Source organism: Amycolatopsis sp. NPDC102522, from assembly GCF_055584485.1.
The window spans coordinates 13,663-36,810 of sequence record NZ_JBVJLY010000028.1 but is presented as its reverse complement, the minus strand read 5'-3'; the positions used below and the strand labels follow the sequence as shown (position 1 = coordinate 36,810).

Annotated in this window: 23 protein-coding genes; 12 read left to right on the top strand and 11 right to left on the bottom strand. The window is 68.6% G+C overall.

Annotated features, from left to right (window positions below):
* Nucleotides 1–128: 128 nt before the first annotated feature.
* Nucleotides 129–284, bottom strand: a complete 156-nt coding sequence (locus ACZ6YV_RS39055; RefSeq protein ID WP_465514432.1) for a hypothetical protein — start codon at nucleotides 282–284, stop codon at nucleotides 129–131.
* 25 nt (nucleotides 285–309) lie between these two features.
* Between ACZ6YV_RS39055 and ACZ6YV_RS39050 the strand changes: the two genes are divergently transcribed.
* On the top strand, nucleotides 310–1,014 hold the full coding sequence (locus tag ACZ6YV_RS39050) for a hypothetical protein (protein ID WP_465514431.1): 705 nt from the start codon (nucleotides 310–312) through the stop codon (nucleotides 1,012–1,014).
* Here ACZ6YV_RS39050 and ACZ6YV_RS39045 read toward each other — a convergent pair whose 3' ends face one another.
* On the bottom strand, nucleotides 1,015–1,833 hold the full coding sequence (locus ACZ6YV_RS39045) for an NAD(P)H-binding protein (RefSeq protein WP_465514430.1): 819 nt from the start codon (nucleotides 1,831–1,833) through the stop codon (nucleotides 1,015–1,017).
* A gap of 148 nt (nucleotides 1,834–1,981) precedes the next feature.
* On the opposite strand from ACZ6YV_RS39045, the gene ACZ6YV_RS39040 reads away from it, so the two are divergent.
* Both ACZ6YV_RS39040 and ACZ6YV_RS39035 read left to right on the top strand, forming a co-directional pair.
* The gene (locus ACZ6YV_RS39040; RefSeq protein WP_465514429.1) at nucleotides 1,982–3,127 is read left to right on the top strand and encodes a CaiB/BaiF CoA transferase family protein; all 1,146 of its coding nucleotides are present in this window, start codon (nucleotides 1,982–1,984) and stop codon (nucleotides 3,125–3,127) included.
* 58 nt (nucleotides 3,128–3,185) lie between these two features.
* Nucleotides 3,186–4,355 (top strand): FAD-dependent monooxygenase, encoded by a 1,170-nt coding sequence (locus tag ACZ6YV_RS39035; protein WP_465514428.1) that lies wholly within the window; start codon nucleotides 3,186–3,188, stop codon nucleotides 4,353–4,355.
* Between the two features lies 1 nt (nucleotide 4,356).
* Here ACZ6YV_RS39035 and ACZ6YV_RS39030 read toward each other — a convergent pair whose 3' ends face one another.
* Nucleotides 4,357–4,830 carry a MarR family winged helix-turn-helix transcriptional regulator gene (locus ACZ6YV_RS39030; protein WP_465514427.1) on the bottom strand — a complete coding sequence of 158 codons (474 nt, stop codon included), beginning with the start codon at nucleotides 4,828–4,830 and terminating at the stop codon, nucleotides 4,357–4,359.
* A 76-nt stretch (nucleotides 4,831–4,906) separates the two neighbouring features.
* Here ACZ6YV_RS39030 and ACZ6YV_RS39025 point away from each other — a divergent pair, with 76 nt between their 5' ends.
* The 5 genes from ACZ6YV_RS39025 (at nucleotide 4,907) to ACZ6YV_RS39005 (ending at nucleotide 7,658) form a co-directional block, all read left to right on the top strand.
* Nucleotides 4,907–5,680 carry an ABC transporter permease gene (locus ACZ6YV_RS39025; protein ID WP_465514426.1) on the top strand — a complete coding sequence of 258 codons (774 nt, stop codon included), beginning with the start codon at nucleotides 4,907–4,909 and terminating at the stop codon, nucleotides 5,678–5,680.
* A 146-nt stretch (nucleotides 5,681–5,826) separates the two neighbouring features.
* Nucleotides 5,827–6,408, top strand: a complete 582-nt coding sequence (locus ACZ6YV_RS39020; RefSeq protein WP_465514425.1) for an RNA polymerase sigma factor — start codon at nucleotides 5,827–5,829, stop codon at nucleotides 6,406–6,408.
* Nucleotides 6,399–6,965 carry an Asp23/Gls24 family envelope stress response protein gene (locus tag ACZ6YV_RS39015; RefSeq protein WP_465514424.1) on the top strand — a complete coding sequence of 189 codons (567 nt, stop codon included), beginning with the start codon at nucleotides 6,399–6,401 and terminating at the stop codon, nucleotides 6,963–6,965. Before ACZ6YV_RS39020 ends, ACZ6YV_RS39015 begins: the two co-directional genes overlap by 10 nt.
* On the top strand, nucleotides 6,955–7,356 hold the full coding sequence (locus tag ACZ6YV_RS39010) for an Asp23/Gls24 family envelope stress response protein (RefSeq protein WP_465514423.1): 402 nt from the start codon (nucleotides 6,955–6,957) through the stop codon (nucleotides 7,354–7,356). The genes ACZ6YV_RS39015 and ACZ6YV_RS39010 overlap by 11 nt, the downstream gene beginning before the upstream one ends.
* Entirely contained in the window at nucleotides 7,353–7,658 is a 306-nt protein-coding gene (locus ACZ6YV_RS39005) for a hypothetical protein (protein WP_465514422.1), read from the top strand. The genes ACZ6YV_RS39010 and ACZ6YV_RS39005 overlap by 4 nt, the downstream gene beginning before the upstream one ends.
* Before the next feature lie 77 nt (nucleotides 7,659–7,735).
* Here ACZ6YV_RS39005 and ACZ6YV_RS39000 read toward each other — a convergent pair whose 3' ends face one another.
* Nucleotides 7,736–8,407, bottom strand: coding sequence for a fasciclin domain-containing protein (locus ACZ6YV_RS39000; RefSeq protein ID WP_465514421.1), 672 nt, complete (start codon nucleotides 8,405–8,407; stop codon nucleotides 7,736–7,738).
* An 88-nt stretch (nucleotides 8,408–8,495) separates the two neighbouring features.
* A complete protein-coding gene (locus ACZ6YV_RS38995) occupies nucleotides 8,496–10,058 on the bottom strand; it encodes a molybdopterin-dependent oxidoreductase (protein WP_465514420.1) in 1,563 nt (520 codons plus the stop codon).
* Between the two features lie 406 nt (nucleotides 10,059–10,464).
* Between ACZ6YV_RS38995 and argG the strand changes: the two genes are divergently transcribed.
* Nucleotides 10,465–11,913: an argininosuccinate synthase gene (argG, locus tag ACZ6YV_RS38990; protein ID WP_465514419.1), complete on the top strand. Its 1,449-nt coding sequence runs from the start codon at nucleotides 10,465–10,467 to the stop codon at nucleotides 11,911–11,913.
* A gap of 127 nt (nucleotides 11,914–12,040) precedes the next feature.
* On the opposite strand, the gene ACZ6YV_RS38985 is transcribed toward argG, so the two are convergent.
* The 4 genes from ACZ6YV_RS38985 to ACZ6YV_RS38970 form a co-directional block, all read right to left on the bottom strand.
* Entirely contained in the window at nucleotides 12,041–12,241 is a 201-nt protein-coding gene (locus tag ACZ6YV_RS38985) for a hypothetical protein (RefSeq protein WP_465514418.1), read from the bottom strand.
* An 86-nt stretch (nucleotides 12,242–12,327) separates the two neighbouring features.
* The gene (locus ACZ6YV_RS38980) at nucleotides 12,328–13,617 is read right to left on the bottom strand and encodes an SON protein (protein ID WP_465514417.1); all 1,290 of its coding nucleotides are present in this window, start codon (nucleotides 13,615–13,617) and stop codon (nucleotides 12,328–12,330) included.
* Between the two features lie 73 nt (nucleotides 13,618–13,690).
* Complete coding sequence (locus ACZ6YV_RS38975) at nucleotides 13,691–14,350, bottom strand: response regulator (protein ID WP_465514416.1); 660 nt, start codon at nucleotides 14,348–14,350, stop codon at nucleotides 13,691–13,693.
* Between the two features lie 13 nt (nucleotides 14,351–14,363).
* The gene (locus ACZ6YV_RS38970; RefSeq protein ID WP_465514415.1) at nucleotides 14,364–14,903 is read right to left on the bottom strand and encodes a DUF1453 domain-containing protein; all 540 of its coding nucleotides are present in this window, start codon (nucleotides 14,901–14,903) and stop codon (nucleotides 14,364–14,366) included.
* Nucleotides 14,904–15,020: 117 nt separating this feature from the next.
* Between ACZ6YV_RS38970 and ACZ6YV_RS38965 the strand changes: the two genes are divergently transcribed.
* Nucleotides 15,021–16,172, top strand: coding sequence for a sensor histidine kinase (locus tag ACZ6YV_RS38965; protein ID WP_465514414.1), 1,152 nt, complete (start codon nucleotides 15,021–15,023; stop codon nucleotides 16,170–16,172).
* 40 nt (nucleotides 16,173–16,212) lie between these two features.
* Here ACZ6YV_RS38965 and ACZ6YV_RS38960 read toward each other — a convergent pair whose 3' ends face one another.
* A complete protein-coding gene (locus ACZ6YV_RS38960) occupies nucleotides 16,213–17,397 on the bottom strand; it encodes a PQQ-dependent sugar dehydrogenase (RefSeq protein ID WP_465514413.1) in 1,185 nt (394 codons plus the stop codon).
* Between the two features lie 339 nt (nucleotides 17,398–17,736).
* Between ACZ6YV_RS38960 and ACZ6YV_RS38955 the strand changes: the two genes are divergently transcribed.
* Nucleotides 17,737–18,081 (top strand): helix-turn-helix domain-containing protein, encoded by a 345-nt coding sequence (locus ACZ6YV_RS38955; RefSeq protein ID WP_465514412.1) that lies wholly within the window; start codon nucleotides 17,737–17,739, stop codon nucleotides 18,079–18,081.
* 603 nt (nucleotides 18,082–18,684) lie between these two features.
* Here the strand turns inward: ACZ6YV_RS38955 and ACZ6YV_RS38950 are convergent.
* Nucleotides 18,685–21,711, bottom strand: coding sequence for an AfsR/SARP family transcriptional regulator (locus tag ACZ6YV_RS38950; protein WP_465514411.1), 3,027 nt, complete (start codon nucleotides 21,709–21,711; stop codon nucleotides 18,685–18,687).
* 223 nt (nucleotides 21,712–21,934) lie between these two features.
* Between ACZ6YV_RS38950 and ACZ6YV_RS38945 the strand changes: the two genes are divergently transcribed.
* On the top strand, nucleotides 21,935–23,143 hold the full coding sequence (locus tag ACZ6YV_RS38945) for a hypothetical protein (protein WP_465514410.1): 1,209 nt from the start codon (nucleotides 21,935–21,937) through the stop codon (nucleotides 23,141–23,143).
* Nucleotides 23,144–23,148: the final 5 nt, after the last annotated feature.

Genomic DNA, 23,148 nt, shown 5'->3' with positions numbered 1-23,148 from the left:
CTGACCTGCGTGCGGTCAGGGCGTAAAGTCTCCTTGAATCCAAGGGGGAAATCGGTGCGTCTTCGTTCTGTGTTGTGTGCTGCCTTGATCTTGTCCGTCGCCGGCTGCGGGGGTGGGCAAAGAACCGGTCAGGCGACCACGCCGAGTACCGCGGCCTCGAGTCCGGCGGCGGCCCCCACGGGGAACGAGCAGGCCATCCCCCGCACCCGGATCTCCTTGCCGGTTCCGGAGGGTATGCGGGTGGAGCCGAGCCTGCCCGGCCTCGGCCGATCGAATTCCCGCACCTCCATCGTCGTCGTGGAGCAGCCGGTGAACGGCAAGCCCGTCCGCGAGGTGCTGTCCCAAACCGCGGCGGGCCTGACCAGCGAGCAGGCCAGACGGCAGGGGATGGAACTGGAGAAGCCGGTCGAAACCACGATCGCCGGGTTCCCGGCTTTCCTGACGAGCGGCACCCAGAAGGTCCCGATGGGCACCTTCGGCAAGGTCAACGCGATGCTGGCCGCCGAGGACGTGCTGGTGCTCATCACCGGCACCCTCGAACCCGGGGACGCCTTGACCGTCGACGATCTCAAGAAGGTCATCTCCGGCGCCCGCTGGAGCGCCGAGGCCGCACCGGGGAGCATCGGTTTCGACCTGACCGCGGCGGAGGGCTACCAGCGAAAGGAATCCACCGCCGCGATCACCTACAACCGCGGTGTGCAAGGCGGCCCCAAACTCCTCGCTTCGCCGTCGATGGGTCAGGTCCGGCTGCCCGAGGACAAGCGCGCCTACGCGGTCGACAGGTTCGCGAAGACGCCGTCGACACCCTCCGCCGACACCGTGACCGAAGTGACTCTCGCCGGGCTGTCCGGCTTCGAGATGCTCGGCCGTGACAGCAAGGGCAGGACCGCGTACGCCGTCATGGTGTTCACCGAAACCGGCTACATCTTCGTCATGGGCGATTTCGATCCCGCCAAGCACGGCGACCAGCTTCCCGCCTTCAAGGAGATGGCCCACTCCCTGGTGCTCAAGTAGTCACTTGAAAGCGGCCGCGTTCCGGGCCGCCCATTCGGCGAAGGTCCGCCCCTGCCGTCCGAGCAACCGCTCGACGTCGGGGCTGACCTGCTGTTCGTCTTCCGTCGGCGCGCCGAGGATGGCGAGCGTGGCCTCCACGACCACCGGTGGCATGAACGCCGACATCGCCGCCCGCGCCTCGTCTTCGCTCAGGTCGGTGAAGCGCACCGGCTCGCCCAGCGCGTCGCCGAGGTCCGCCGCCTGCCGCCGGGGCGAGATCGGCTCGGGTCCGGTCAGCACGTAGGTCCGGCCGTGGTGGCCGGATTCCCGCAGCACGGTCGCCGCGACGTCGGCGATGTCCGCCGGGTCGATGACGGGCAGTGCGACGTCGCCGAACGGCGCGGCGACAACGCGGTCGGCCTGGATCGCCGGTGCCCACTGGAAGGCGTTCGACGCGAAGCCTCCCGGCCGCAGCACTGTCCACTCCGGACTCGACGCCTTGACGGCCTCCTCGAACGCCGGCGCGTGCCGTCCGCTCCCGACGCCCTGGGAGGACAGCAGCACGATCCTCGCTTCCCCCGCCGCCGCGACGACGTCCACGACGTCGCCGCCCGCCGCCAGGAATTCCCCTGACGTCAAAAGGAAAACCCGGTCCGCACCGTCGAAGACCTGCTTCAGTCCATCGGCCTGGGCGAGGTCGGCCCGCACGGTCCGCACGCCGTCGGGCACGTCCTCCGCCGAGATCCGGCGCGACACCGCCGTCACCTCTTCCCCTGCGGCGGCAAGGGTTTCCACCAGCCGTCGTCCTACGTTCCCGGTCGCTCCGGTCACCACGATCATGGTCGCTCCTCGGTTCGTGTCTCGTTGACGCGACCGAAGCTACCTTCCTGGAGATAGTAGGTACCTAGAGGAAAGTAATGGGAAAACCGGCTTTTCGTGAGCGCGATCACAACTTCGAAGCCGCGAAAAGCCGCCTAGGGTCGGGCCCATGCCCGAAACCGCACTCGGCCCGCTTCGCGTCCTCGACTTCTCGCGGGTGCTCGCCGGCCCGTTCGCCACGATGCTGCTGGCCGACCTCGGCGCGACGGTGGTCAAGGTCGAGCGGCCGGGCACCGGTGACGACACCCGCAGCTGGGGACCGCCCTACGACGCGACCGGCCAGGCGACGTACTTCCAGTCGGTGAACCGGAACAAGACGAGTGTGGCGCTGGACCTCGGCGATCCGGACGACCTCGCCCGGGCCCGCGCGCTCGCGCAGGAGGCCGACGTCGTGGTCGAGAACTTCCGGCCCGGTGTGATGGACCGCCTCGGTCTCGGCCCGGAGGTCCTGCTGGCGGCGAATCCCGGCCTGGTCTATTGCTCGGTCACGGGATTCGGCTCCGGCGGCGGCGCCACGCTGCCCGGCTACGACCTGCTCATCCAGGCCGTCGGCGGGCTGATGAGCATCACCGGCGACCCCGCGGGCGAGCCGCAGAAGGTCGGCGTCGCGCTCGTCGACGTCCTGGCGGGACTGTTCGCGAGCGTCGGCATCCTCGCCGCACTGCGTCACCGCGACCGGACCGGGCAGGGGCAACGTGTCGAGATCGACCTGCTGTCCAGCCTGCTCGCCGCGCTGGTCAACCAGGGCAGCGCGTACACCTCGGGCGGGACGGTCCCGGCGCGGATGGGCAACCGGCACCCCAGCATCGCCCCGTACGAACTCGTCCCCTGCGCCGATCACGAACTCGCGCTCGCCGTCGGCAACGACCGGCAGTTCGCGGCGTTGTGCGCGGTCATCGGCCTGCCGGAGCTCGCGGGCGAACCCCGGTTCGCGACCAACCCGGCGCGGGTCGAGCACCGTGCCGAGCTCCGCGCCCTGCTCGAAGACCACTTCGGCCGTCGTCCGGCCGCCGAGTGGGCGGCGGACCTGAGCGCGGCCGGGGTGCCCGCCGGGGAGGTCAACGACGTCGCGGGCGCGTTCGCCCTGGCGGAGCGGCTCGGCCTGAACCCGACGGTCGAGCTCCCCCGGCCCGACGGCACCTCCGTGCGGCTGACCCGCAACCCGATCGGCCTGTCGGCGACGCCGCCGCGCTACGAGACCGCGCCGCCGGACGACCCCGGGCAGCTCACCCTCCCGTTGCCCGGCTGGAGCTGACGGACGGCCGTCAGCGGACTGTCAGTGCTTCGTCAACGCCGGCCGCGAAGCTTCTGCCATGACGAACAGGACAGTCCTCATCTCCGGCGCCAGCATCGCCGGACCCGCCCTCGCCTTCTGGCTCTCCCGCCAGGGTTACACGGTCACCGTCGTCGAGCGGACGCCGGAGCTGCGCACCGGTGGCCAGGCGGTCGACTTCAAGGGCGCCACCCACCGCGCCGTGCTGGAGCGGATGGGCATCCTCGACGAGGTCTACCGGCACCAGACCGGCGGGACGGACCAGACCTTCATCGACTCCGAAGGGCGGCCGCTGGCCGTCATGCCCGGCGAGTTCACCGGCGGCGACGTCGAGATCCGGCGCGGTGACCTGGCCCGGATCCTGTACGACCGGACAGCTCAAGACTGCGAGTACGTCTTCGGCGATTCCATCGCTTCGCTGACCGAGAGGGCCGACGGCGTCGACGTCACCTTCGAACGCGGCGCCCCGCGGCGGTTCGACCTCGTCTTCGGCGCGGACGGTATCCACTCCACCGTGCGGCGGCTGGCGTTCGGCCCGGAGGGCGACTACGTGAAGCACCTCGGCCACTACTACGCCCTGGTCGAGATCGACGAGAGCAGCGACTTCGGCGACACCGCGGTGCTGTACAACGAGCCCGGCCGCTTGGCCGCCACCGGCGGGCCCAAGGCACCCGCGTTCTTCGTGTTCGCCTCCCCCGAACTCAGCTACGACCGGTACGACACGGAGCAGCAGAAGGAGATCCTGGCCGCCGCGTACGCCGGCGGCGGCTGGCGGGTGCCCGAACTGCTGGAGGCGGTGAAGCGCTCGGACGACGTCTACCTGGACTCGATCAGCCGCGTCGCGATGGACGGTTACTCCACCGGCCGCGTCGCGCTCCTCGGTGACGCGGCGTACGGTAACACCCTGGGCGGCTTCGGCACCGGGCTGGCCGTCGTGGCCGCGTATGTCATCGCGGGCGAACTCGCCGCGGCGAACGGCGACCACGAACTGGCCTTCCGGCGCTACGACGAGAAGTTCCGCGGCTACGCCAAGATCGCCCGCAGCGCCAACGCGGGCCCGTTCCTCGCGCCGCCGACGAAGCTGCGCATCAAGCTGCGCGACCAGATGTTCCGGCGGCCGCTCGTCCTGCGCTGGATGCTGTGGGTGACCGACAAGCTCGCCACCGACATCACCCTGGACGACTACCCCGCGCTCGCCCGTCAGGGCTGAGTCACAGCGGTGGCGCGGCGCCCGATCCGCGCTCGTCTCCGCCGTCGTGCTCGGCGACCTGGAGCAGAAGCCCTGACGCCACCCGCACGATCTCCTGTTCGGCGGGGGTCAGGGCCTCTTCCATGGCCCGCGCCAACCACCGGTTGCCGTCGCGCACATGCCCGCGCAAGGCCGCGTGGCCCGCTTCGGTGATCACGATCCGCTGAGCCCGCCGGTCGTGCTCGTCGGGACGCCGCGCGACGCGGCCTTCGGCTTCGAGTGCGTTCAGCACCCTGGTCAGCGACTGCGGCTGCAGCCCTTCGATCGCGGCGAGCGCGCTGACGGTCAGGGCTCCACTGTGCCGCAGGTTCGCCAGCACTGACGCGGCAAGCCTGCTCAGGCTTCTGTCTTCGCCGGGCTGTTCGGCGCGAAGACGGGACGACAACCGTGAAACGGCCCAGCGCACCGACTCCGCAGTCTGCGTGGCTTCACTCATGATACAACGTTAACACTTGTCAGTTTCATGCTCAGTCCAGGTTATCCACGAACATAAGCAAGCGTAAGCTTCATATATGACTCCAAGCTCGTGGCGAGTGTTCTGGGGCCTGCTGGAACACGACCTGCTCGTCACCAGGAAGCAGCTCGGCGGGGTGCTGGCACAGGTACTCATGCAGCCCTTGCTGATGCTGCTGGTGTTCGGGAAGGTCCTCGGCGCCCTCGGCTACACCCCGCCCGGCTACGCGCGGCTGCTCCTGCCCGGGCTCATCGCGCTGAACGCGTTCTTCGCCGCCGCCCAGAACGCGTCCTTCCCGCTGGCCATGGAGTTCGCCACCCGCACCGTCGAGAACCGGCTGCGGGCACCCGTGCCGCTCGCCTGGATCGTCGTCGAGCGCGTCTTCGCGGCGGCGGCGCGCGGTCTCGTCACCGCCGTCTTCATGGTCCCGGTCGGCGCGCTCGTGCTCGGTGAACTGTCCTGGCGGGCAGCAGGTCTCCCGGCGGCGCTCGGGTTCACCGTGCTCGGCGCGCTGGCGGGCGGCGCGACGGGGACGACGATCGGCTCACTCGTCAACCCCGCCCGGATCGGGATCACCTTCTCACTGGTGATGCCCCCGTTGCTGTTCACCGGTTCCGCCCAATTCCCCTTCCCCGAACTCGGTGCCGTCCCCTGGTTCCGGGCGCTGTGCGCGCTCAATCCGATGACCTACGTCAGCGAAGGCCTGCGCGGGGCACTGATCCCGCAGGTGGCACATCTACCCGCCTGGCTCTGCGTCACCGGGCTGGCTGTCGCGCTGCTCGTTTTCACCCCCGCGAGTCTCTGGGCGTTCCGCCGCCGGGCGATCACCTGACTTCGGGGTGCGCGATCCGCCGCGCCGTGGTCGGCTGGACGAGGTTTCCCGCGTGACGTTTCCGGGGAAGCCGTGTCTTACGGGTATCACCAGGCGTAGGTGGCGAGAGGGAGCTTCGGCATGGCGGCACTGCACAGGTGCGCTCGATGACGACGTCGGCGAGAGAAGACGCACCGGCCGCCGGCGAGACGGTCCTGGACGACGCGACGCTGGTGGCACGGGCCCGCGACGGCGAGATCCGCGCGTACGAGCAGCTCGTCCTGCGGTTCCAGGGTCCGATGTACCGGCTGGCGCTGCGGATGCTGGGGAACAAGGGCGACGCCGAGGACGTCGTCCAGGAGGTGTTCCTCGGTGCTTGGCGGCGGCTCGACCAGTTGCAGGAGGACGCGGCGTTCGTCGGCTGGCTCTACCGGACGACGACCAACCGGTGTCTCAACGTGATCCGCGCCAGGAAACCGGTGGCCGACGTCGAACTCGACCTGCAGGAGTCCGCGGGTTCGGCCGGGCGGCCGGATCGCGCGGCCGAGACGAGCGCGCAGATGACGGCGCTCACCGGGGCGCTGGAGGAGCTGACCGCCGAGCAACGGGCCTGCTGGCTGTTGCGCGAGGTCCACGGCCGCTCCTACGACGAGATCGCGCTGGCGATCGGGGCGACCACCACCGCGGTGCGCGGACGCATCGCGCGAGCACGAGCACAGTTGGCGGAGGTGATGGCGCCATGGCGATGAACCACGCGACTCAGGACTACCTATTGCCGTGCGGCCGTGATGTGGAACAGGTCTGGGAACGGCTCGACGAGGTCGACGCCGGCCGGGCGGACACGCACGAACTCGACTGCCCGCACTGCCGGGCGACCCGCGAGAGCCTCCGGGTGCTGCGCGGACTGACCACGGAACTCACCGATGACGACGCCGAGCCGTCGCCGGATCTCGCGGGCCGGATCATGTCCGCGGTCCGCGCCGAGGTGCGGCGCCGGGACCTGGTGCCGCTGGCGAGCCCGGAGCCGGGTGAAGTGCAGGTGAGCGATCAGGCGGTCGCGGCGGTGCTGAGGTTCGCCGCGGATTCCGTCGACGGCGTCCGCGCGCGGCACTGCCGTGTCCTCCGTTCGCCGGACATCACCGACTCGCTGGGCGTGGACGTGGAACTGAGCATCGCGATCGCCCATGATTTCGACGGTGAGTCGCTGGACGTGGTCCGGGAACGGGTCACGGCGGCGGCGGGTGCGAGGGTCGGCCTCCGCCTGTCCCGGCTCGACCTGACGGTGGAGGACATCTATGACGCGTGAGCAGGCCCCGGCCAGACAGGTGGCCGAAACGGTGATCTCCCCGCCGGTGATCGCGGCGGTCGCCGCGCATGCCGCGGCGAAGGTCCCCGGCGTGGTACGCCTGGAACCCGGGCTGCGCGGGCTGGCGGGCTCACTGACCCGGATCGCGCGGCAGCGGATCAAAGGCCTCGACCCGGCACCGACCGAAGGGGTCCGCGCGTTCGTCGAGCACGATCCGCCGGACGTCCGGGTGGAGATCGACCTGTCGGTCTCCGGGCTGGACCAGGCCGCCGCGACGGCCCAAGCGGTCCAGCGAGCCGTCAGCCGGGCGGTCACCGAGGCGACCGGGCTCACCCCCTCGGCCGTCTCGGTGTCCATTCTGGACATCGAAATCCGTGGAGGACTGTTGTGACCGCACGTTCCGAACTGACCGCGTCACTGTTGAGCACGCTTCGCGACGTGCCGGGGCTGCGCGCGGCGACACCGTCCACCACGGCCGCAGCGTCGGCGGTGCCGTGGGATCTCGACGTGATGGCCGTCGACATCACCGAGCACGTCGTCGAGATCCGCGTCGTCGCGCTGGAGGTGCCGATCCCGCCGCTGACGGAGGTCGCCGGCGCCGCACTGCGCGCCGTCCTGACCGGAACCCCTTGGGAGAACGCGAGTCTGCGGCTCGTGGTGACCGACGTGGACGCCGCCGCGCTCGTTCCCTGATCCACTCGTTCCCTGGAACACGAGTATCGCGGTGGCCACACCCGAGGGCGTGGCCACCGCGATACCGGTGTGGGGACCTAGTTCTTGTTGGTGCCCGGGGTCATCACCTTGTCGATGACGAAGACGGTGGCGTTCTTGGTGGGGATGTTGCCGCACAGGATCTTCGCGCCGTTGACGGTCAGGTTGTCGCCGGAGCCCTCGATCTTGAGCGGGCCGCCCGCGGTGTTCAGGCTCTCCAGCGACTTGGCCGCCTCCAGGCCCTTGGCGTCGTAACGCTTGCCGACGACGTGGTACTGCAGGATCGGGGCCAGCTCGGCCGGCTTGCCCGCCAGCTCGTTGAACTTCGCGTCACCCAGCGCGGCGAAGGCCGGGTCCGCCGGGGCGAACACGGTGATGGCCTGCTGGCTGTTGAGGGTGTCCACCAGGTCGGTGGCCTTCACCGCGGCGACCAGCTTGGTCAGCAGCGGGTTGGTCGAGGCGGCGCTGGCGACCGGCTGCGGGCCCATCGAGTCCAGCGAGCCGGGCGCACTGCCCTGCGGCAGCTGCGAACAGGCCGGGCCGAACACGTCGGCGTTGGTGGTGACACCGTCACCGGAGGCGGCGCTGGACATCGGGGCGGACATCGAGCTCGAAGGCGCCGGCGCGCTGCTGGAGCTGCCCGACGAAGCGGTGTCGTTGCTGCTGCAGGCGGTCAGCGCCAGTGCGGCGACCGCGGTGAAACCGATTCCTGCGACGCGAAGCTTGCTCACGGAAAATCACTCCATTTGTTTTTCGGACTCTTACCGGGTATTCGGAACTACCGCGGAAACGGATTGCCACTCTTTCGGGTGACGCCGATCACCGCGCGGTGAAACTGATGACGTGCCAGCCCGTCGCACCGTCCGGAACGGTTCCGGCGCGCGCGTCGGTCTGGGTGTAGCCGGATTTGTCGACGGCCCGCACGGTGACCTGGTGACTCCCCGCCGGGACGTCGAATTCGGTCCACCACATGCGCCAGGTGTTGAGGCCGACCTCGCGGGAAAGCGTTGCGGGCTGCCAGTTCCCGCCCGCGCCGAGCCGGACTTCGACTCGCTCGACACCGGTGCGCTGCGCCCAGGCGACACCCGAAATCCGGACCTTGCCGGCGGGTACCGTTTCGAATCCTTTCGGACTGTCGATCCTGGACTGCGTTTTGATCGGGGCCTGTTCGCCCCAGCCTCGATCGAGCCAGTACGCGCGGCGCGCTTTCCAGGTGGTGATCTCCAGGTCTTTGACCCATTTCGTCGCCGAAACATAACCGTAGAGACCGGGGATCACCATTCGAGCGGGAAAACCGTGCTCGACCGGCAGGGGCTCCCCGTTCATCCCGATCGCGAGCATCGCACCCCGCTCCGGATCGAGCGCGTCGACGACCGGGCTGCCCGCGGTCCAGCCGTCGACGCTGGTGGAGAAGATCTGCTCGGCACCGGGCAGGATCTCGGCCTCCCGCAGCAGTTCACCGAGGTCGACGCCGATGAAGTTCGCCGTGGACACGTAGGTCCCGCCGACCTCGTTGGACACGCACGTCATGGTGATCGTGCGTTCGATCAGCGGGCGGTTGCGGATGTCGTCGTAGGTGAACCGTTTTTCGTTGCGCACCATGCCGTGCAGCTTGAGACTCCAGTCCTCGGCCCGGACCTGCGGCACCGACAGCGCGGTGTCGACGCGGTAGAAGTCGCGGTTCGAGGTGAGGAACGTCGGCGTGCCCAGCTTGGCGAAATCCGCGTCGGCCGGGATCGGCGGCGCCGGCTCGGCGGGGACGAGCCGCCCGATGGCCGTCCGGGAAGACTCCGCGTCTCGCGTGCCGGAGAGAAGCTGCCCACCGACGCCGGCCGCACCCGCCGCCACGACCGCGCCGGCCCCGGCCAGCAGCACCGACCTTCGCGACGGAGCCGCGTCGGACGTCTCCTCCGTGACGCGCGACCTGGCCGCGGCCAGGCGGTGCAGCCAGAGGAAGACGCCGACCCCGGCGACCAGGCTGGCCAGCGGTGCCAGCAACGCGACCGAAGTGAGGTCGGGACGCTGCGACACGGCGAATCCGCCCAGCAATCCGAAGGCGGCGATCAGCACGATCCCCGGAACGGGTGACCGGCGCGACGCGACCCCCGCCGCCGCGGCGGCGAGCACCATCACCACCGCCATCCCGCCGAGCAGCACGAGCTTGTCGTAGACACCGAACGTCCGGACCGCGAAATCCTTGAGCTCCACCGGGGTCAGGTCGATCGCCCCGTTGCCGACCGCCAGGTACGGCGAGGCGTTGGCGCTGATGAACCCGGCCACCAGATGTCCGGCCGCCAGTGCCGCGGCGAGGGCCACGACACCGATCAGCGCCGCCCCGAGGAAGGGAAGGCGTGGTTCCCGATCGGCCCGCGAAGTCTTCATGCCAGGTATTCGCGGCCACCCCGTCAGCGGACTGGTTTCCTTTTGCCCCAAGGAAAATCGCCGATTCCGACAGAGGCCTTCGCCTGGTATTCGTGACGGAGGGCCTCGCGGACAGGTCACGAAACGGACACGACCCCGACGAGTGACCCGCGTGACCAGAGGCGTGCCTCGCGTGACCAGAGGCGTGACTCGCGTGATCAGGGCCGGAACTCGCGTGACTGGAGGCCGCACACCCGAGTGCGGGCTCCGAACACGCGAGATCCGCCTCTGGACACGCGAGTTCCGGCTCTGGACACGCGAGTTCCGGCTCTGATCACGCGAGTCACGCCTCCTGTGATCGCCCACCCGAGTTGCCCTGCTCACCCCGGCTTGCATGGTCATACACAACTATGCATATACTTCCATCATGTCCAAGGTACTCACCTCTCTGCCTGTCGGCGAACGCGTCGGGATCGCCTTCTCCGGCGGCCTCGACACCTCGGTAGCGGTCGCGTGGATGCGCGAGAAGGGTGCAGTGCCGTGCACCTACACCGCTGACATCGGCCAGTACGACGAACCCGACATCGAGTCGGTCCCGGACCGGGCGAAGGCCTACGGCGCCGAGATCGCGCGGGCCGTCGACTGCAAGGCCGCGCTGGTCGAGGAAGGGCTCGCGGCACTGGCCTGCGGCGCCTTCCACATCCGCAACGGCGGCCGCACCTACTTCAACACGACCCCGCTCGGCCGCGCGGTCACCGGCACGCTGCTGGTGCGCGCGATGCTCGAGGACAACGTCCAGATCTGGGGCGACGGGTCCACCTTCAAGGGCAACGACATCGAGCGGTTCTACCGCTACGGCCTGCTCGCGAACCCGTCCCTGCGGATCTACAAGCCGTGGCTGGACGCCGCGTTCGTCAGCGAGCTCGGCGGCCGCAAGGAGATGTCCGAGTGGCTGCAGGCCCACGGCCTGCCCTACCGCGACAGCACCGAGAAGGCCTACTCCACGGACGCGAACATCTGGGGCGCGACCCACGAGGCCAAGTCGCTCGAACACCTCGACACCGGCATCGAGATCGTCAACCCGATCATGGGCGTCCGGTTCTGGGACCCCGAGGTCGAGATCGCGCCGGAAGACGTCACGATCGGCTTCGAGCAGGGCCGCCCGGTGACGATCAACGGCAAGGAGTTCGCCACCGCGGTCGACCTGGTCCTGGAGGCCAACGCCATCGGCGGGCGGCACGGGCTCGGCATGTCCGACCAGATCGAGAACCGGATCATCGAGGCCAAGAGCCGCGGTATCTACGAGGCGCCGGGCATGGCGCTGCTGCACGCGGCGTACGAGCGGCTCGTCAACGCGATCCACAACGAGGACACCCTCGCCAGCTACCACAACGAGGGCCGCCGCCTCGGCAGGCTGATGTACGAAGGCCGCTGGCTGGACCCGCAAGCGATGATGCTGCGCGAGTCACTGCAGCGGTGGGTCGGCGCGGCCGTCACCGGCGAGGTCACCCTGCGGCTGCGGCGCGGCGAGGACTACTCGATCCTCGACACCACCGGCCCGTTCTTCAGCTACCACCCGGACAAGCTGTCGATGGAGCGCACCGAGGACTCGGCGTTCGGCCCGGTGGACCGGATCGGCCAGCTCACCATGCGGAACCTCGACATCGCCGACTCCCGCGCCAAGCTGGAGCAGTACGCCGGGCTCGGTATGGTCGGCGGCGGGCACCCGACGCTGATCGGCGCCGCGCAGGCCGCGTCGACCGGGCTGATCGGGGCGATGGACGCGGGCGGCGCGCAGGTGATCGCCTCCCGCGGCAAGGCTTCGGGCGACGACGAACTGCTCGACCACGCCGCGATCGAATACGGCACGGACTGACCCGAACCAACGGGACGCGAAAGCGCCGGGCGCGCGGCATCGAAGCCGTTCGCCCGGCGCTGTTTCGTTCAGCCGGTGGCCCAGACGGCCTCGTAGTCCGCGCAGACCACCACGATCGACCCGCCGATCAGCTGGATCTCGTGACGGCAGCCGTGCCTTCGTGCCAGGAGAACCGGGCGGTGACCGCCAGTTCCCGGTTCTCCCGCGCGAAGTCGACCGAGACGAGGTGGAGATCCTTGACGCAGCGATCTCCGAAGAAGCTGTAGTGATCCGGGTCGGTGGCGAACCGGGCCGCACCCGGCGGCGGCTCGGCCGCCAGGTCCGGCAAGCGCTCCAGCTAGGCGGTGGGGTCGAGGAAGAACCCCGTCGGCTCCGGGACGATCCTGACGTACTCCGTCCGGGCAGTTTCCCAGGTCACTTGCCGCCGAGCTTCGACCGCCGCTCCGTCAGCTCGTCGACGAGCCGGGTGATTTCCACCTGACCGATCGCTTCGGCCACGACGGAAACCGACGCGATGCTCTCGATCCGGTACTGGACCGGCACCCCGCCCGCGGCCCGCGACCGCGCTTCCGCGTCCGCCTTCTTCTCCGCTTCGACCGCCGAGAAGACCCCGCCCGCACCGCCGTTGACGCAGCTGATCGAGCCCGCGCTGTTCAGTGACAGGGTCGCCGTGTTCCGGCAACTGCCCGCCGAGCGGCCGCCGATGGTCACGTTCGCGGTCATCGTGGCGTTGACCTGGCCGGTGACCTTCCCGCCGCTGTTCGCCGACGCGGAGTTCGACACGTTCGCCGTCACCGTGCAGCCCGCGGCACTGCACGCGACCGTGGCCGCGCCGTCCATGTCGAACCGCACACCGGTGTCGACGGCGCCGGACAGCTTCTTGGTGTTCGACATCAGATCTTCGTAGACGGTGACGGTCTCTTCCGGCGACAAAGCGTCCACATCAGACTCTCCGAGGCCCATGCCCGGAGGCATCTGCGGCGGTGATCCCGCGTCGGGCATCGTCGGCACCCTCGGGATCGACGGCATGCCGCCGGGCATCTTCACGGAGTAGCGAAGGAGCCTGTGCGGGGCCTCTTTCGAGACGTACAGGTCACCGGCGGGCGTGCTCGCCTTGAGCGCCGGGACGTCCCGGACGGACTCGTTCTGGTCGCCGGGGATCTTCTCCGCTCGCTCCAGCGCCTCGCGCAGGCGGGCGGCCAGCTTCTCCGGGGACTCGAACTGCTGCACGACCGGGCCGAACAGCGCGTCCTCGCCGGTGATCCACCGGTCCTTGAGGTCTTCGCCCGCCGACGAGTCACCCCGTGATCCGGGCAGCAGGCCGTCCGGCGCCTTGAAGTAGACCTTGCCGCCGACGACCAGGATCTCGATCTTCTTGCCCTGGAAGGACATCGTGCCGGACGTCTCGCCGAACGCGGTGGTCTTGACGTCCGTGGTGATCATCCCGCCGATCGCGGAGGTGCTGTTCCGCACCGCGGGCGCCGAGGAAAGCCCGGCCAGCGCCTGCTCGAAGGGTTCGCGGCCCGCTTTCGAGGGCCACAGCAGCCAGGTCGTCAGCCCGGCGAGGAGCACCAGTACGAGTCCGGCGATACCGGCGAACAGCGGCCACCGGGGTTTCCGGGCGGGCGGCGCCGGTACCGGTTGCGGGACCCAGCCCTGCGGCTGCGGCCACTGCGCGCCTCCGGGTGGGATTGTTTGCTCCACGTCGCCCTCCATCACCGAATTCATCAGACGACCTCACGCTAGGGAGGGATGATGAAAACTTGATGAAACGCGATCAGGTGAAACGGTAGGGCGCGGGAGCCGGGGTGCTCAGTGCGTACCGGACGGCCTCGACGCGGGAATGGAAGCCCGCCTTCGCGAACAGGTTGTTGATGTGGGTCTTGACGGTGGCCTCGCTGATCACCAGCCGCGCGGCGATGTCCGGGTTCCGCAGTCCTTCGCCGATCAGCCCGAGGATCTCCTTCTCCCGCGAGGTGAACCCGAACCGGTCTCCCTCTTCCACCGCCCGAGAGCGGCGCGACGCGAGGGTGAGGAGCCGCCGCTGGACCTCCGGGGCGAGGACGACCTGGCCGTCGGCGGCGGTGCGCACGGCCTGCTCGATCTTCGCCCTGTCGGCTTCCTTCGTCAGGTAGCCGCTCGCGCCGGCTTCGAGCGCGGCGAGGATCGACTCGTCGTCGTCGAGGCTGGTCAGCACCACGACCTGGACCTCCGGCGTCGCGGCCTTGATCCGGCCGGTCGCCTCGACGCCGTTCAGCACGGGCATGTGGAGGTCCATCAGCACGACGTCCGGTGTGTGCCGCGAGACCGCGGCGACGGCCTCTTCGCCGTTGGTCGCTGTCGCCACGACGGTGATGCCGTCGGCGATGTCGAGCATCACCGCGAGGGCTTCCCGCACGGACGCCTGATCATCGACGACCACTAGCGAGACGGTCACCTGGTGCCTCCGGTCATCGGCGGGTCATCTTGGCCTGCAGATCGTCGAGGAACGGCGAGGTGGTGTGCGCCTTGCCGTCCTCGCCTTTCTTCCAGACGATACGGCTGTCGGTGCGCACCGCCCTGGCGAGCACCACGACTCCCTCGACGAGCATCCCGACGCCGATGGTCAGCATGACACTGTTCCCGCCGGAGGCGACTCCGGTGAGCAGGCCCAGCAGCAGGTTCGCGCCGACCTTGGCGGCCACGTTCAGGGCCCACAACGCGATCGTGAGCCAGGTGTAGCGCATGTGCGCGACGCCGTCCTGCTGGTAGATCCGGATGCTCGCGCCCCGCAGGACTCCGAACAGGACACTCACCGCGAGGGTGCCCACCAGGAACGCCACCGCGGTCGCGGACTGCACACTCTCGTCCACATTGGACAGCCCGATCACGGACAGGATCGCGGGCAGCAACAGCATCCGCTTGGCCTCGGCCACATCCCCGGCCAGCCGGCGGATGAGGACATAGCCGACCGCGGCGATGATCAGGACGATCTGGACAGGAGTGCTCATCGTTTCCCCCTCGGGCAGGTTTTGAAGACACTCCGACGTTATGGCGGTGGACGCGGGCCGTCGTGCGGCGACGGCCGTATCTTCGGGTGGAGAACCCTCTCCACCCAAGGAGCCCCGATGACCGGAAACGCGACGGTGCTCCGTCTCGAACGGCTCGCCGACCGGCTGTTCCGGCCCGCCCTGATCACGGCGGCGATCGTCGCGACCGGGGTCGGGATCTTCACCCAGGAGGTCCATGCCCGGCCTCTGGCCACGGCACTCTTCGTGCTCGTCGCGCTCCTCGCGGCGGCCTCGTTCTTCCCGTGGGACCGGATCCCGCGGCGGACACAGCTCCTGCTCTCGAGCGGATATGCCGTGTCCGCGGCCGTGCTCCTGCCGCTGGCCCCGAACACCTTCGCACCGATGTTCGCCTATCTCGCCGCCGCGGTCGCCGGGATCAAACTCGCCTCCCGTTCCCTGGCTGTCCGGGTCGCCGTCCTCGACGCCGTCTGCTGTGCGGTGGCGGTCGCGGTGGTCGGCGCGGTGACCCCGGACGCGGACGAGTGGCCGTGGTGGCTCGCGCTTTCGGTGGGCCTGCCGGTCTTGCTCGGCATCGCGCGCCGCGACCGGCGGGACGCGCTCTTCAACGCCGAACGCGCCGCCGTCGAAGCCCGCCGCGCCGCCGCGTCCGAGTCACGGGAGGCCGCGCTGCTGGAGCGGACGCGGATCGCACGGGAACTGCACGACGTCCTCGGTCATTCGCTGACCGGGATCGCCCTGCAGCTCGACATGGCCGACGCGCTCGGCACGAAAGGCAGGGACGCGGAAGCCGGCGACGCCGTGCGCCGTGCCCGGTCGCTGGCGGTGGACGGCATCGGGCGGATGCGGCAGGCAGTGCACGAGCTGCGCGAAGACGCTTTGCCGCTGGAGGAAACCCTGGCCGCGCTGTGCGCGAACGAGGCGGTGGCGTTCGAGGTCGAAGGCGCTGCGGGTCCGCTCGGTGGCAGCGTCGCGCACACCCTCGTCCGCGCGGCGCAGGAAGCGCTGACGAACGCGGCCAAACACGCCCCCGGCACCGGGCGCGCGGTGAAACTCGCGTTCTCCCCGGAAACCGTCGCGCTCGTCGTCACGAACGGACCCGCCGAACAGCGTCCGGCGCCGGACACCGGCGGCGGGATGGGGCTGGTCGGGATGCGGGAACGGGCCGCCGCGCTGGGCGGTTCGGCACAGGCGGGCCCCGCTCCGGGTGGCGGCTGGACGGTCGAAGTCCGGCTGCCGCGCGGGGAGTGAGCCCTCGGCCGCGCCGGGCGGACGCGGCCGAGGAGCTTTGTCAGCCCTTGTGTGCGAACGAGATCCGATGCAGTCCGCCGGGCCGCTCGTCGGCCAGGTACAGCTCGCCGTTCTGGTCGGTGCCGAACGTGGTGGCGTCGAGCGGGAACTCGCCGATCCGGGCGCTTTCGTAGGTGCCGTCGGTCTTCTTGCGGACGGCCCAGGCCGTTCCCTGGCAGAAGTCGGTGGCGAGGTAGGTCCCGCCCATCAGCGACGCGTACTTCTTGCCGCGGTAGACGTTCCCGCCGATCACCGCGCAACCCTCCGCGCCGGAGATGTAGTGGAAGACCGGCTCGGTATAGGTCACGCCGTCCTTGCAACGCGTCTGGTCGAACACGACCGGACCCTCCTTGCAGGACCAGCCGAAGTTCGCGCCGCCCTTGCCCTTGGCGAGATGGTCGACCTCCTCGAACCGGCCCTGGCCGACGTCGCCGATCCACAGCGAACCGTCGACCGGGTCGAAGGAGAACCGCCACGGGTTGCGCAGCCCGTACGACCAGATCTCCGCCCGCGCACCCGCGACGCCCACGAACGGGTTACCCGCCGGGACGCAGTACCGCAGCGGACGGCACGCGCGGTTGACGTCGACGCGCAGGATCTTGCCCAGCAGCGTGTCCAGCCGCTGCCCGCTGGCCAGCGGATCGCCCCCGCCGCCACCGTCGCCGATCCCCCAGTACAGGTACCCGTCCGGGCCGAACGCCAGCTGGCCGCCGTTGTGGTTGGGGAACTCGGAATGCGGCTGGGTGATGAGTTCGGTGAGCTCGCCGGTGTCCAGCCGGACCCGCGAGAGTGTCACCGCGCTGTCGGCCTTGCGGGTGTAGGCGACGTAGACCCGCTTGTCCTTGGCGATCGCCAGCCCGAGCAGCCCGCGTTCGACGTCCGCGCCGTTCACCTTGTCGCTGATGTCCAGCACCGGTTTGGCGGCGAGCCCGGTCTTCGGATGGTAGGCCCGGACGACGCCTCTCTTCTCGACGACGAGGATCCGGCCGCTCCCGTCGTTGAGCGCGGTGATCGCGGTCGGGTTCACCAGCCCGGACGCGACCTGGGTCGCCGTGGCGGTCAGCTCGCCGAGCGGAACGCCCCGCGCCTCCTGGGGTTCCGCGCTGCTCGCGGCCGGGAGCAGCGCGCCAGCCAAGGCGAGCCCGGCCACCAGGGACAACCCCCGGCGGAGGTGCCGTCGCGTCATGTGGACTCCAATCACCGTTGAATGGTCTGGTCCAATTCAACAGCGGGCGGAGCAGCGGCGGTACCTCCATACGCGAGCTTTTTGTCGGTTTCTTTCCGCCGAAAGTCGCCACCTTCGAGCTATCGCGATGCCTCGAAGCAACCACGGAATGGAGACCATGCACACCGCGAGCCGTCGGCCCCACATCGATGAAGGCCACCGCAGTCGGGTGAAGTACTCGGTCGGCGGTTTGAGTCCGAACCTCGATGCCCTTGACTGGAAGATCGGGCTGAAACCCGGCCCAGCAGGGTCCTCATGTCGGAAGACGATCGATCGGCTGTTCGGGGCGGCGATGATCCGATGACCGAAGACGATGGCGGCGCCGGGGAACATACCGACACTGGCGGCGCCAGATCGCCGAGCGGCGAACTCGTTCGCCGCTACAACGGCGGCGAGACGATCGAAAGCCTGGCCGCGCACTTCGGGTTGAGCTACCGGAAGGTGCGGACCACGCTGCTGGACGCCGGCGTCACCCTTCGGCCGCCGAAGATCCAGCTGCCGCCCACCCCGCCGGGACTCGTCAACGCCTACTTCTCGGGCCGGAGCATCCGGCAGCTGGCTGACATCCATGGCATGAGCTACAACCAGACCCGCCGGATCCTGCTCGCCGAAGGCGTCGTCTTTCGCCCGCGAGGGCGGCAGTAGCCACGCCCCGCCCGACTATTCGGGGCCGGTCCCCGAGCGGACATCGTCACGCCCGGGGACCGGGACCTACTCGCGGCCCGCCACGTTCATCGTCGCACCGCGTACACGATCCAAATACATGGACTCACTCCGGCTAGCTCCTTTCTTACGGCTCGATACATGCCGGGCTCAGCCGGACAAGCTAGAATCTTTAAGCTCACGAAGAGTTTCCTCGGAGATTCATCAGGCACTGACTGGGGGTCCCCTTGTGGAGCGACGGAGTCAGATTACTCATACCCCCGGGAGAACGAAAAGCGGCCCCACCACACCACCGTGAATATTGGCCAGCGACACGGTACACGATGGTTTGACGTGCTGCTTCACTCTGCGCGGGCGCAAGTTCTCAATGTCAGATGCCCGCAATCCCGGCCACGAAAGACCGGATCACCAGCGCCGCAAGAGCCACACTTCTTGGCCTACTGACAAGTAGGCCAAGAAGGGCCTTGAGGGCGAGAAATATTCGCCATTAAATCATGTACGCCAGTCCCAAAAACACCTTTGAGTAGAAAACTCAAACGCGAGATCACTCCTTTAGGTGATTACTCGCCGGTACAGCGGCTTCGCTTAGACGCGGCCTTCACGGAGGATCCGAAGATGCGGTGAGGGCATCGCCACGGTGTCCCCCTCACCTTCACGAGCCATCGGGACAAGCGGGCCGTTCGCGTCGAGTTCGGCCAGCAAGGCCTCGATCGCGTCAGCCTTGGCGATTCTCGCCCGCCCGCGATACAACTCCGCGGCGTCCCGCCACAGCTTCCGCGCTTCATCGGGGTTGCCGTGATCGCAGACGACCCTCGCCAGGACGGACAAGGCCCGCGCCTGTCCGGTCGCGTGCCGCGACCGGTTCGCCAACACGACCGCCCGATTCGCGTGCCGCAACGCCGCCCCGTCGTCGCCTTCCGCATGCCGTAGTTGCGCGAGCACCGTATTGAGCTTCATGAACGTCGGGAGATCTTGACTCTCCTCGACCAACGCGGCCCCGGCAGCACATTCCACCGACGCTTCGTCCAACCTGCCGAGCCGGACCAGCAACGCGCCGAGTGTGACGTGTACCCGCCTCAACTCGGTGACATCACCGGCCTCGCGCCAGCGCCGCGAGGCCTCCCGATACAGACCGAGCGCCTCCTCGTCATGGCCGCCCATTTCGACCAGCGCGTCCGCGAACCGGCGTTCCGCGATGGCACACAACATCGAATCACCCAGTTCACGAACGGACGGCAGCACCTTCCGGTACCTCTCGACCGCTTCGGCCGCGCGGCCGGCATGGAGATGCACACGGGCCAGATTCAGCCTGACCGTCGCGCTGCCGACCGCGATCCCGTGGGCGTCGACCAGTTCGAGCGCGCGCAGCAGGCACCGTTCGGCCGCGTCGTCAGCACCGATGAGCATGTGCACGACCGCCAGATCGTTCAGACACGAAGCCAGCGAACCCACGTCACCTTGCGCCGTCGCGACCCGGACGGCGATGGTCAACCCTTCGACCGCGTCGGGAAATCTTCCCTGCAGCATAAAGAATTCCGTTGTCATAGCGGGAAGCACACACGAAATTCCGTTCAGAACCCCCTCCGACGTCGCGATAACCGCCATGATCGTGGTTCTTTCCCGCAGTACCCATTGTCGCGCTTCGGAGACGGAGCCAAACCCGGGCGTCGGCGTCGTCACTACCATTGGGGGCATGTTCAGCAGTTTCTTGTGCGGGACCTGCAACCGGTAGGCGTCGATGACCATACGCAGGTAGAACTCGAACATCCTCCGCCGCGCAAGGTCCACATCGGACAGCTGAGCGGCCAAAGACGCGGCATACAGGTGCAGAAGATCGTGTACGCGATACCTGTCGAGGTCCGCGGGGTGTTCGATCAGATGCGCGGCGACAAGTATGTCGAGTGAGCGTCGCACCTCGGACACCGGACGCCCGTCCGCCGCGGCGATGACCTCACTGGTCATCTCGGTGCTCGGATGCAGGCCGATCAGCGCGAACACGCGCCGCTCGGCGTGCTCAAGGTCCTGATAGGAAAGAGCGAAGGCGGACCTCAGGCTCGTACTCGGCCAGTCTCCTTCTTCGCCGATGCTCAGCAGCAGCTCGGCGTCACGCAATTGGCTCGCCAAGGTCCGCATCCGCGTACCCGCCCGGGAGGCTGCGCGCTCCGCCACCAGGGTCAGCGCCAACGGGTTGCCACGGCACAGCCGTACCAGCTCTTCGACCCCCTCCGCGTCGTCTCGCGCGCGGCGACCGATCCGCCGGGTCAGCAGAGACGCGGAATACCCATCGCCGAGAGGGTCGACTTTGATCACCGGCGGGGTCAGTTTCGCCGACAAGGACTTCAGCCGCCATCGGGAAACGATCACCACCGTGCAAGACGACAGCACACCCAGCAGCGGTGCGACCTGATCGGAACTGCGCACGTTGTCGAGGATCACGAGCATCGAACGCCGGGCGAGCAGCGCGGACAGTTTCGCGGCGCGTGCGATCGGGTTGACCACTTGGTCGACCGGAAAGTCCAGCAACGACAAGAGCGTGTCGACTATCTCGCCCGCGTCCGCCCGCGCGGCCTGACTGTCACCGCGAAGGTCCAGCATGACCGCGCCGTGCCGATAGCGTCGCTCGGCGCGATGGGCCCACTTGGCCGCCAAGGTCGTCTTCCCGACTCCGGGCCCACCGTTCACCACCACCGCGGCACGTCTGGGCGCGCCCGCAGAATCGGTCGTGTAGGCGTCGAGCAGCGCGATCAGGTCGACCCTTCCCTCGACATCGTCGACGTCGGACGGCAAATGCCGTATCACGTGCTCGGTTTGCTCAGCGGAATCGGACTTGACCGGTTTACGCCGCGGAATCACCCGATCCGGCCGGATGAGTACCTCGTTGTTGACAGCCCGCAGTTCTTCCGCCGCTCTTGTCTCTCCCGCCTCACGGTAACGGGCATACGTCGCCCGAAAGAAGTCGGCGGCTTCGGCGGGCTGATCGGCCTCGGCCAGCGCGCGAATTCTCAATTTCGCGAAGCTCAGCTCAATCGGATGAGCCTGTTCGAGTTCCGCCAGTTTCCGCACCGCGACATCGGCTTGACCGGTTGCCAATTGTTCCGCCACAACGAACGCGTTGGCCGGAATCCACTCGCTACGGGCCCATCGGGTGCGCCATCCGTCGGCACGCTCGGTCCGAAGATCGGCCAGGGCGTCGTCCCGGCACAACCGGATGGCCGACAGCGCTTCGATCAGCGCGCGGTCGTGCTGACCGAGTTCACGAAATCGACGAGCCTTGTCCATCATGGCCTGAAAACCGAAGTGATCGATCAGTCCCGGTTCGACTTCCAGAAGGCAGCTGCCTTTGCCCACACTCACGTTTGCGGGCACGGATTTTTCGTGGAACGCCTGGCGCAGCTTGGTCGCGTTCTGGTGAAGCGTGGAGTGGGCGTTCTGTGGTTCCCCCTCGTGCTCCTCCCACACCCAGTCCACTATGACGTCCAGCGGCATCCGGCGGTTCGGCGCGGTCAGCAACGCTGTCAGCACCTGTCTCGGCCGAGGGCCGGCCCAGTTCACATCCACGTTCCCGTGCATTAGCATGGCCGTCTGCCCGAGAATTCCGAAAGCGATTTCCACGAGTGCGCCCCTTCCCCATGGCGAACCCGGGTTCGCCACCCCTGTCCCGCCGGATGATTTTTCCACTTGTCGGCGCGTAAGGCCAGGTCATCGACATAATTGTCAAACTATGGCGATCACCGTTGATCATCTGTCAATGAACTGACCACCGGCCGAAGCCGTTTTCTCCACGCTCACTCCCATGCTGACTGCGGATACCGGAGTTCGAGCGAGGGGAAATGTCATGACCGAGTCATCGTGGGTCCGTAGTCCGGTGGGAAGTCCCGATCAACACTGGGCGACACGCAAGGGCGTCAAATCCGTACTGGTGATGATCCCGCACATCGTCGCGGGAAACCGGCTTCTCGATCTGCTCCCGCTCTTCGAGGCCGATCACCGTGTCCAGCTGATCTTCGCCGTACCGGAGTGGGAGTCCTGGCGTGCCACTCACGACTTCGTGGAGGCCCAAGGCGGGGTCGTCCTGCCCTGGGCACAGGCACGGCGCGGCGAGTACGACCTCATCCTCGCCGCCAGCCAACGTGGCATCGACGAAGTCGCGGGGCCGGTGTTGCTGATCCCGCACGGCGGCGGGTTCGGCCAGTACCGGCCGTGGCGGCCCCCGGGCGCCGGCCGCGACTGGAGACCTCAGATCGGGCTCGAGGCGAGCCAGCTGATGCGCGAAGGACGAGTCCGTGCGGACTCGATCGTGCTCGTCCACGACCGCGAGCTAGACGTCCTCGCCGAGACCTGCCCTCGTGCGGTTCCCGCAGCCATCGTCGCTGGTGACATCGCCCTGGACCGGCTCACCGCCAGCCTTCCCTTTCGCGATCACTACCGGCGAGTCCTCGGTGTCCCCGACGACCGGCGGCTCGTGGTGGTCACCTCGACCTGGTCCGATCGCTCGGCCTTCGGACGTCATCACGACCTGTTCGAACGAGTTCTCCGCGAACTCCCGCCCGAGCACTTCCGGGTGCTCGGGGTGCTGCACCCCCAGATCTGGTCGCACCACAGCCTTTGGCAGGTTCGCACGTGGCTGGCCGACTGTCTGCGATCCGGGCTCACCCTCCTGCGGCCGGAAGGAAGCTGGCGGGCGGCCTTGATCGCCGCCGACCACGTCATCGGCGATTACGGCTCCGTGACCGGCTACGCGGCCGGCATCGGGAAGCCGGTGCTCTTGGCCGTGGACGGCACCGAGCCGTTGCTGCCCGGTACACCCAGCGCGGTCATCGCCGAACACGCGCCGCGGTGGACACCTGACAGTCCTCTTCTCCCCCAGCTGCGCGAGGCGGAGTCCGCCGGCGTGGCCGAGCGGGTCCGTGCGTTGCTTTCGTCCCGGCCGGGTCGCGCCGGAACGATCTTGCGGGCCGAGATGTACCGGCTCCTCGGCTTGAGCGAACCCGCCCGGGCGATCCCGGTGTCCCCGGTGCCGATGGCGGAGGTGCTGCCGTGCTGACCTCG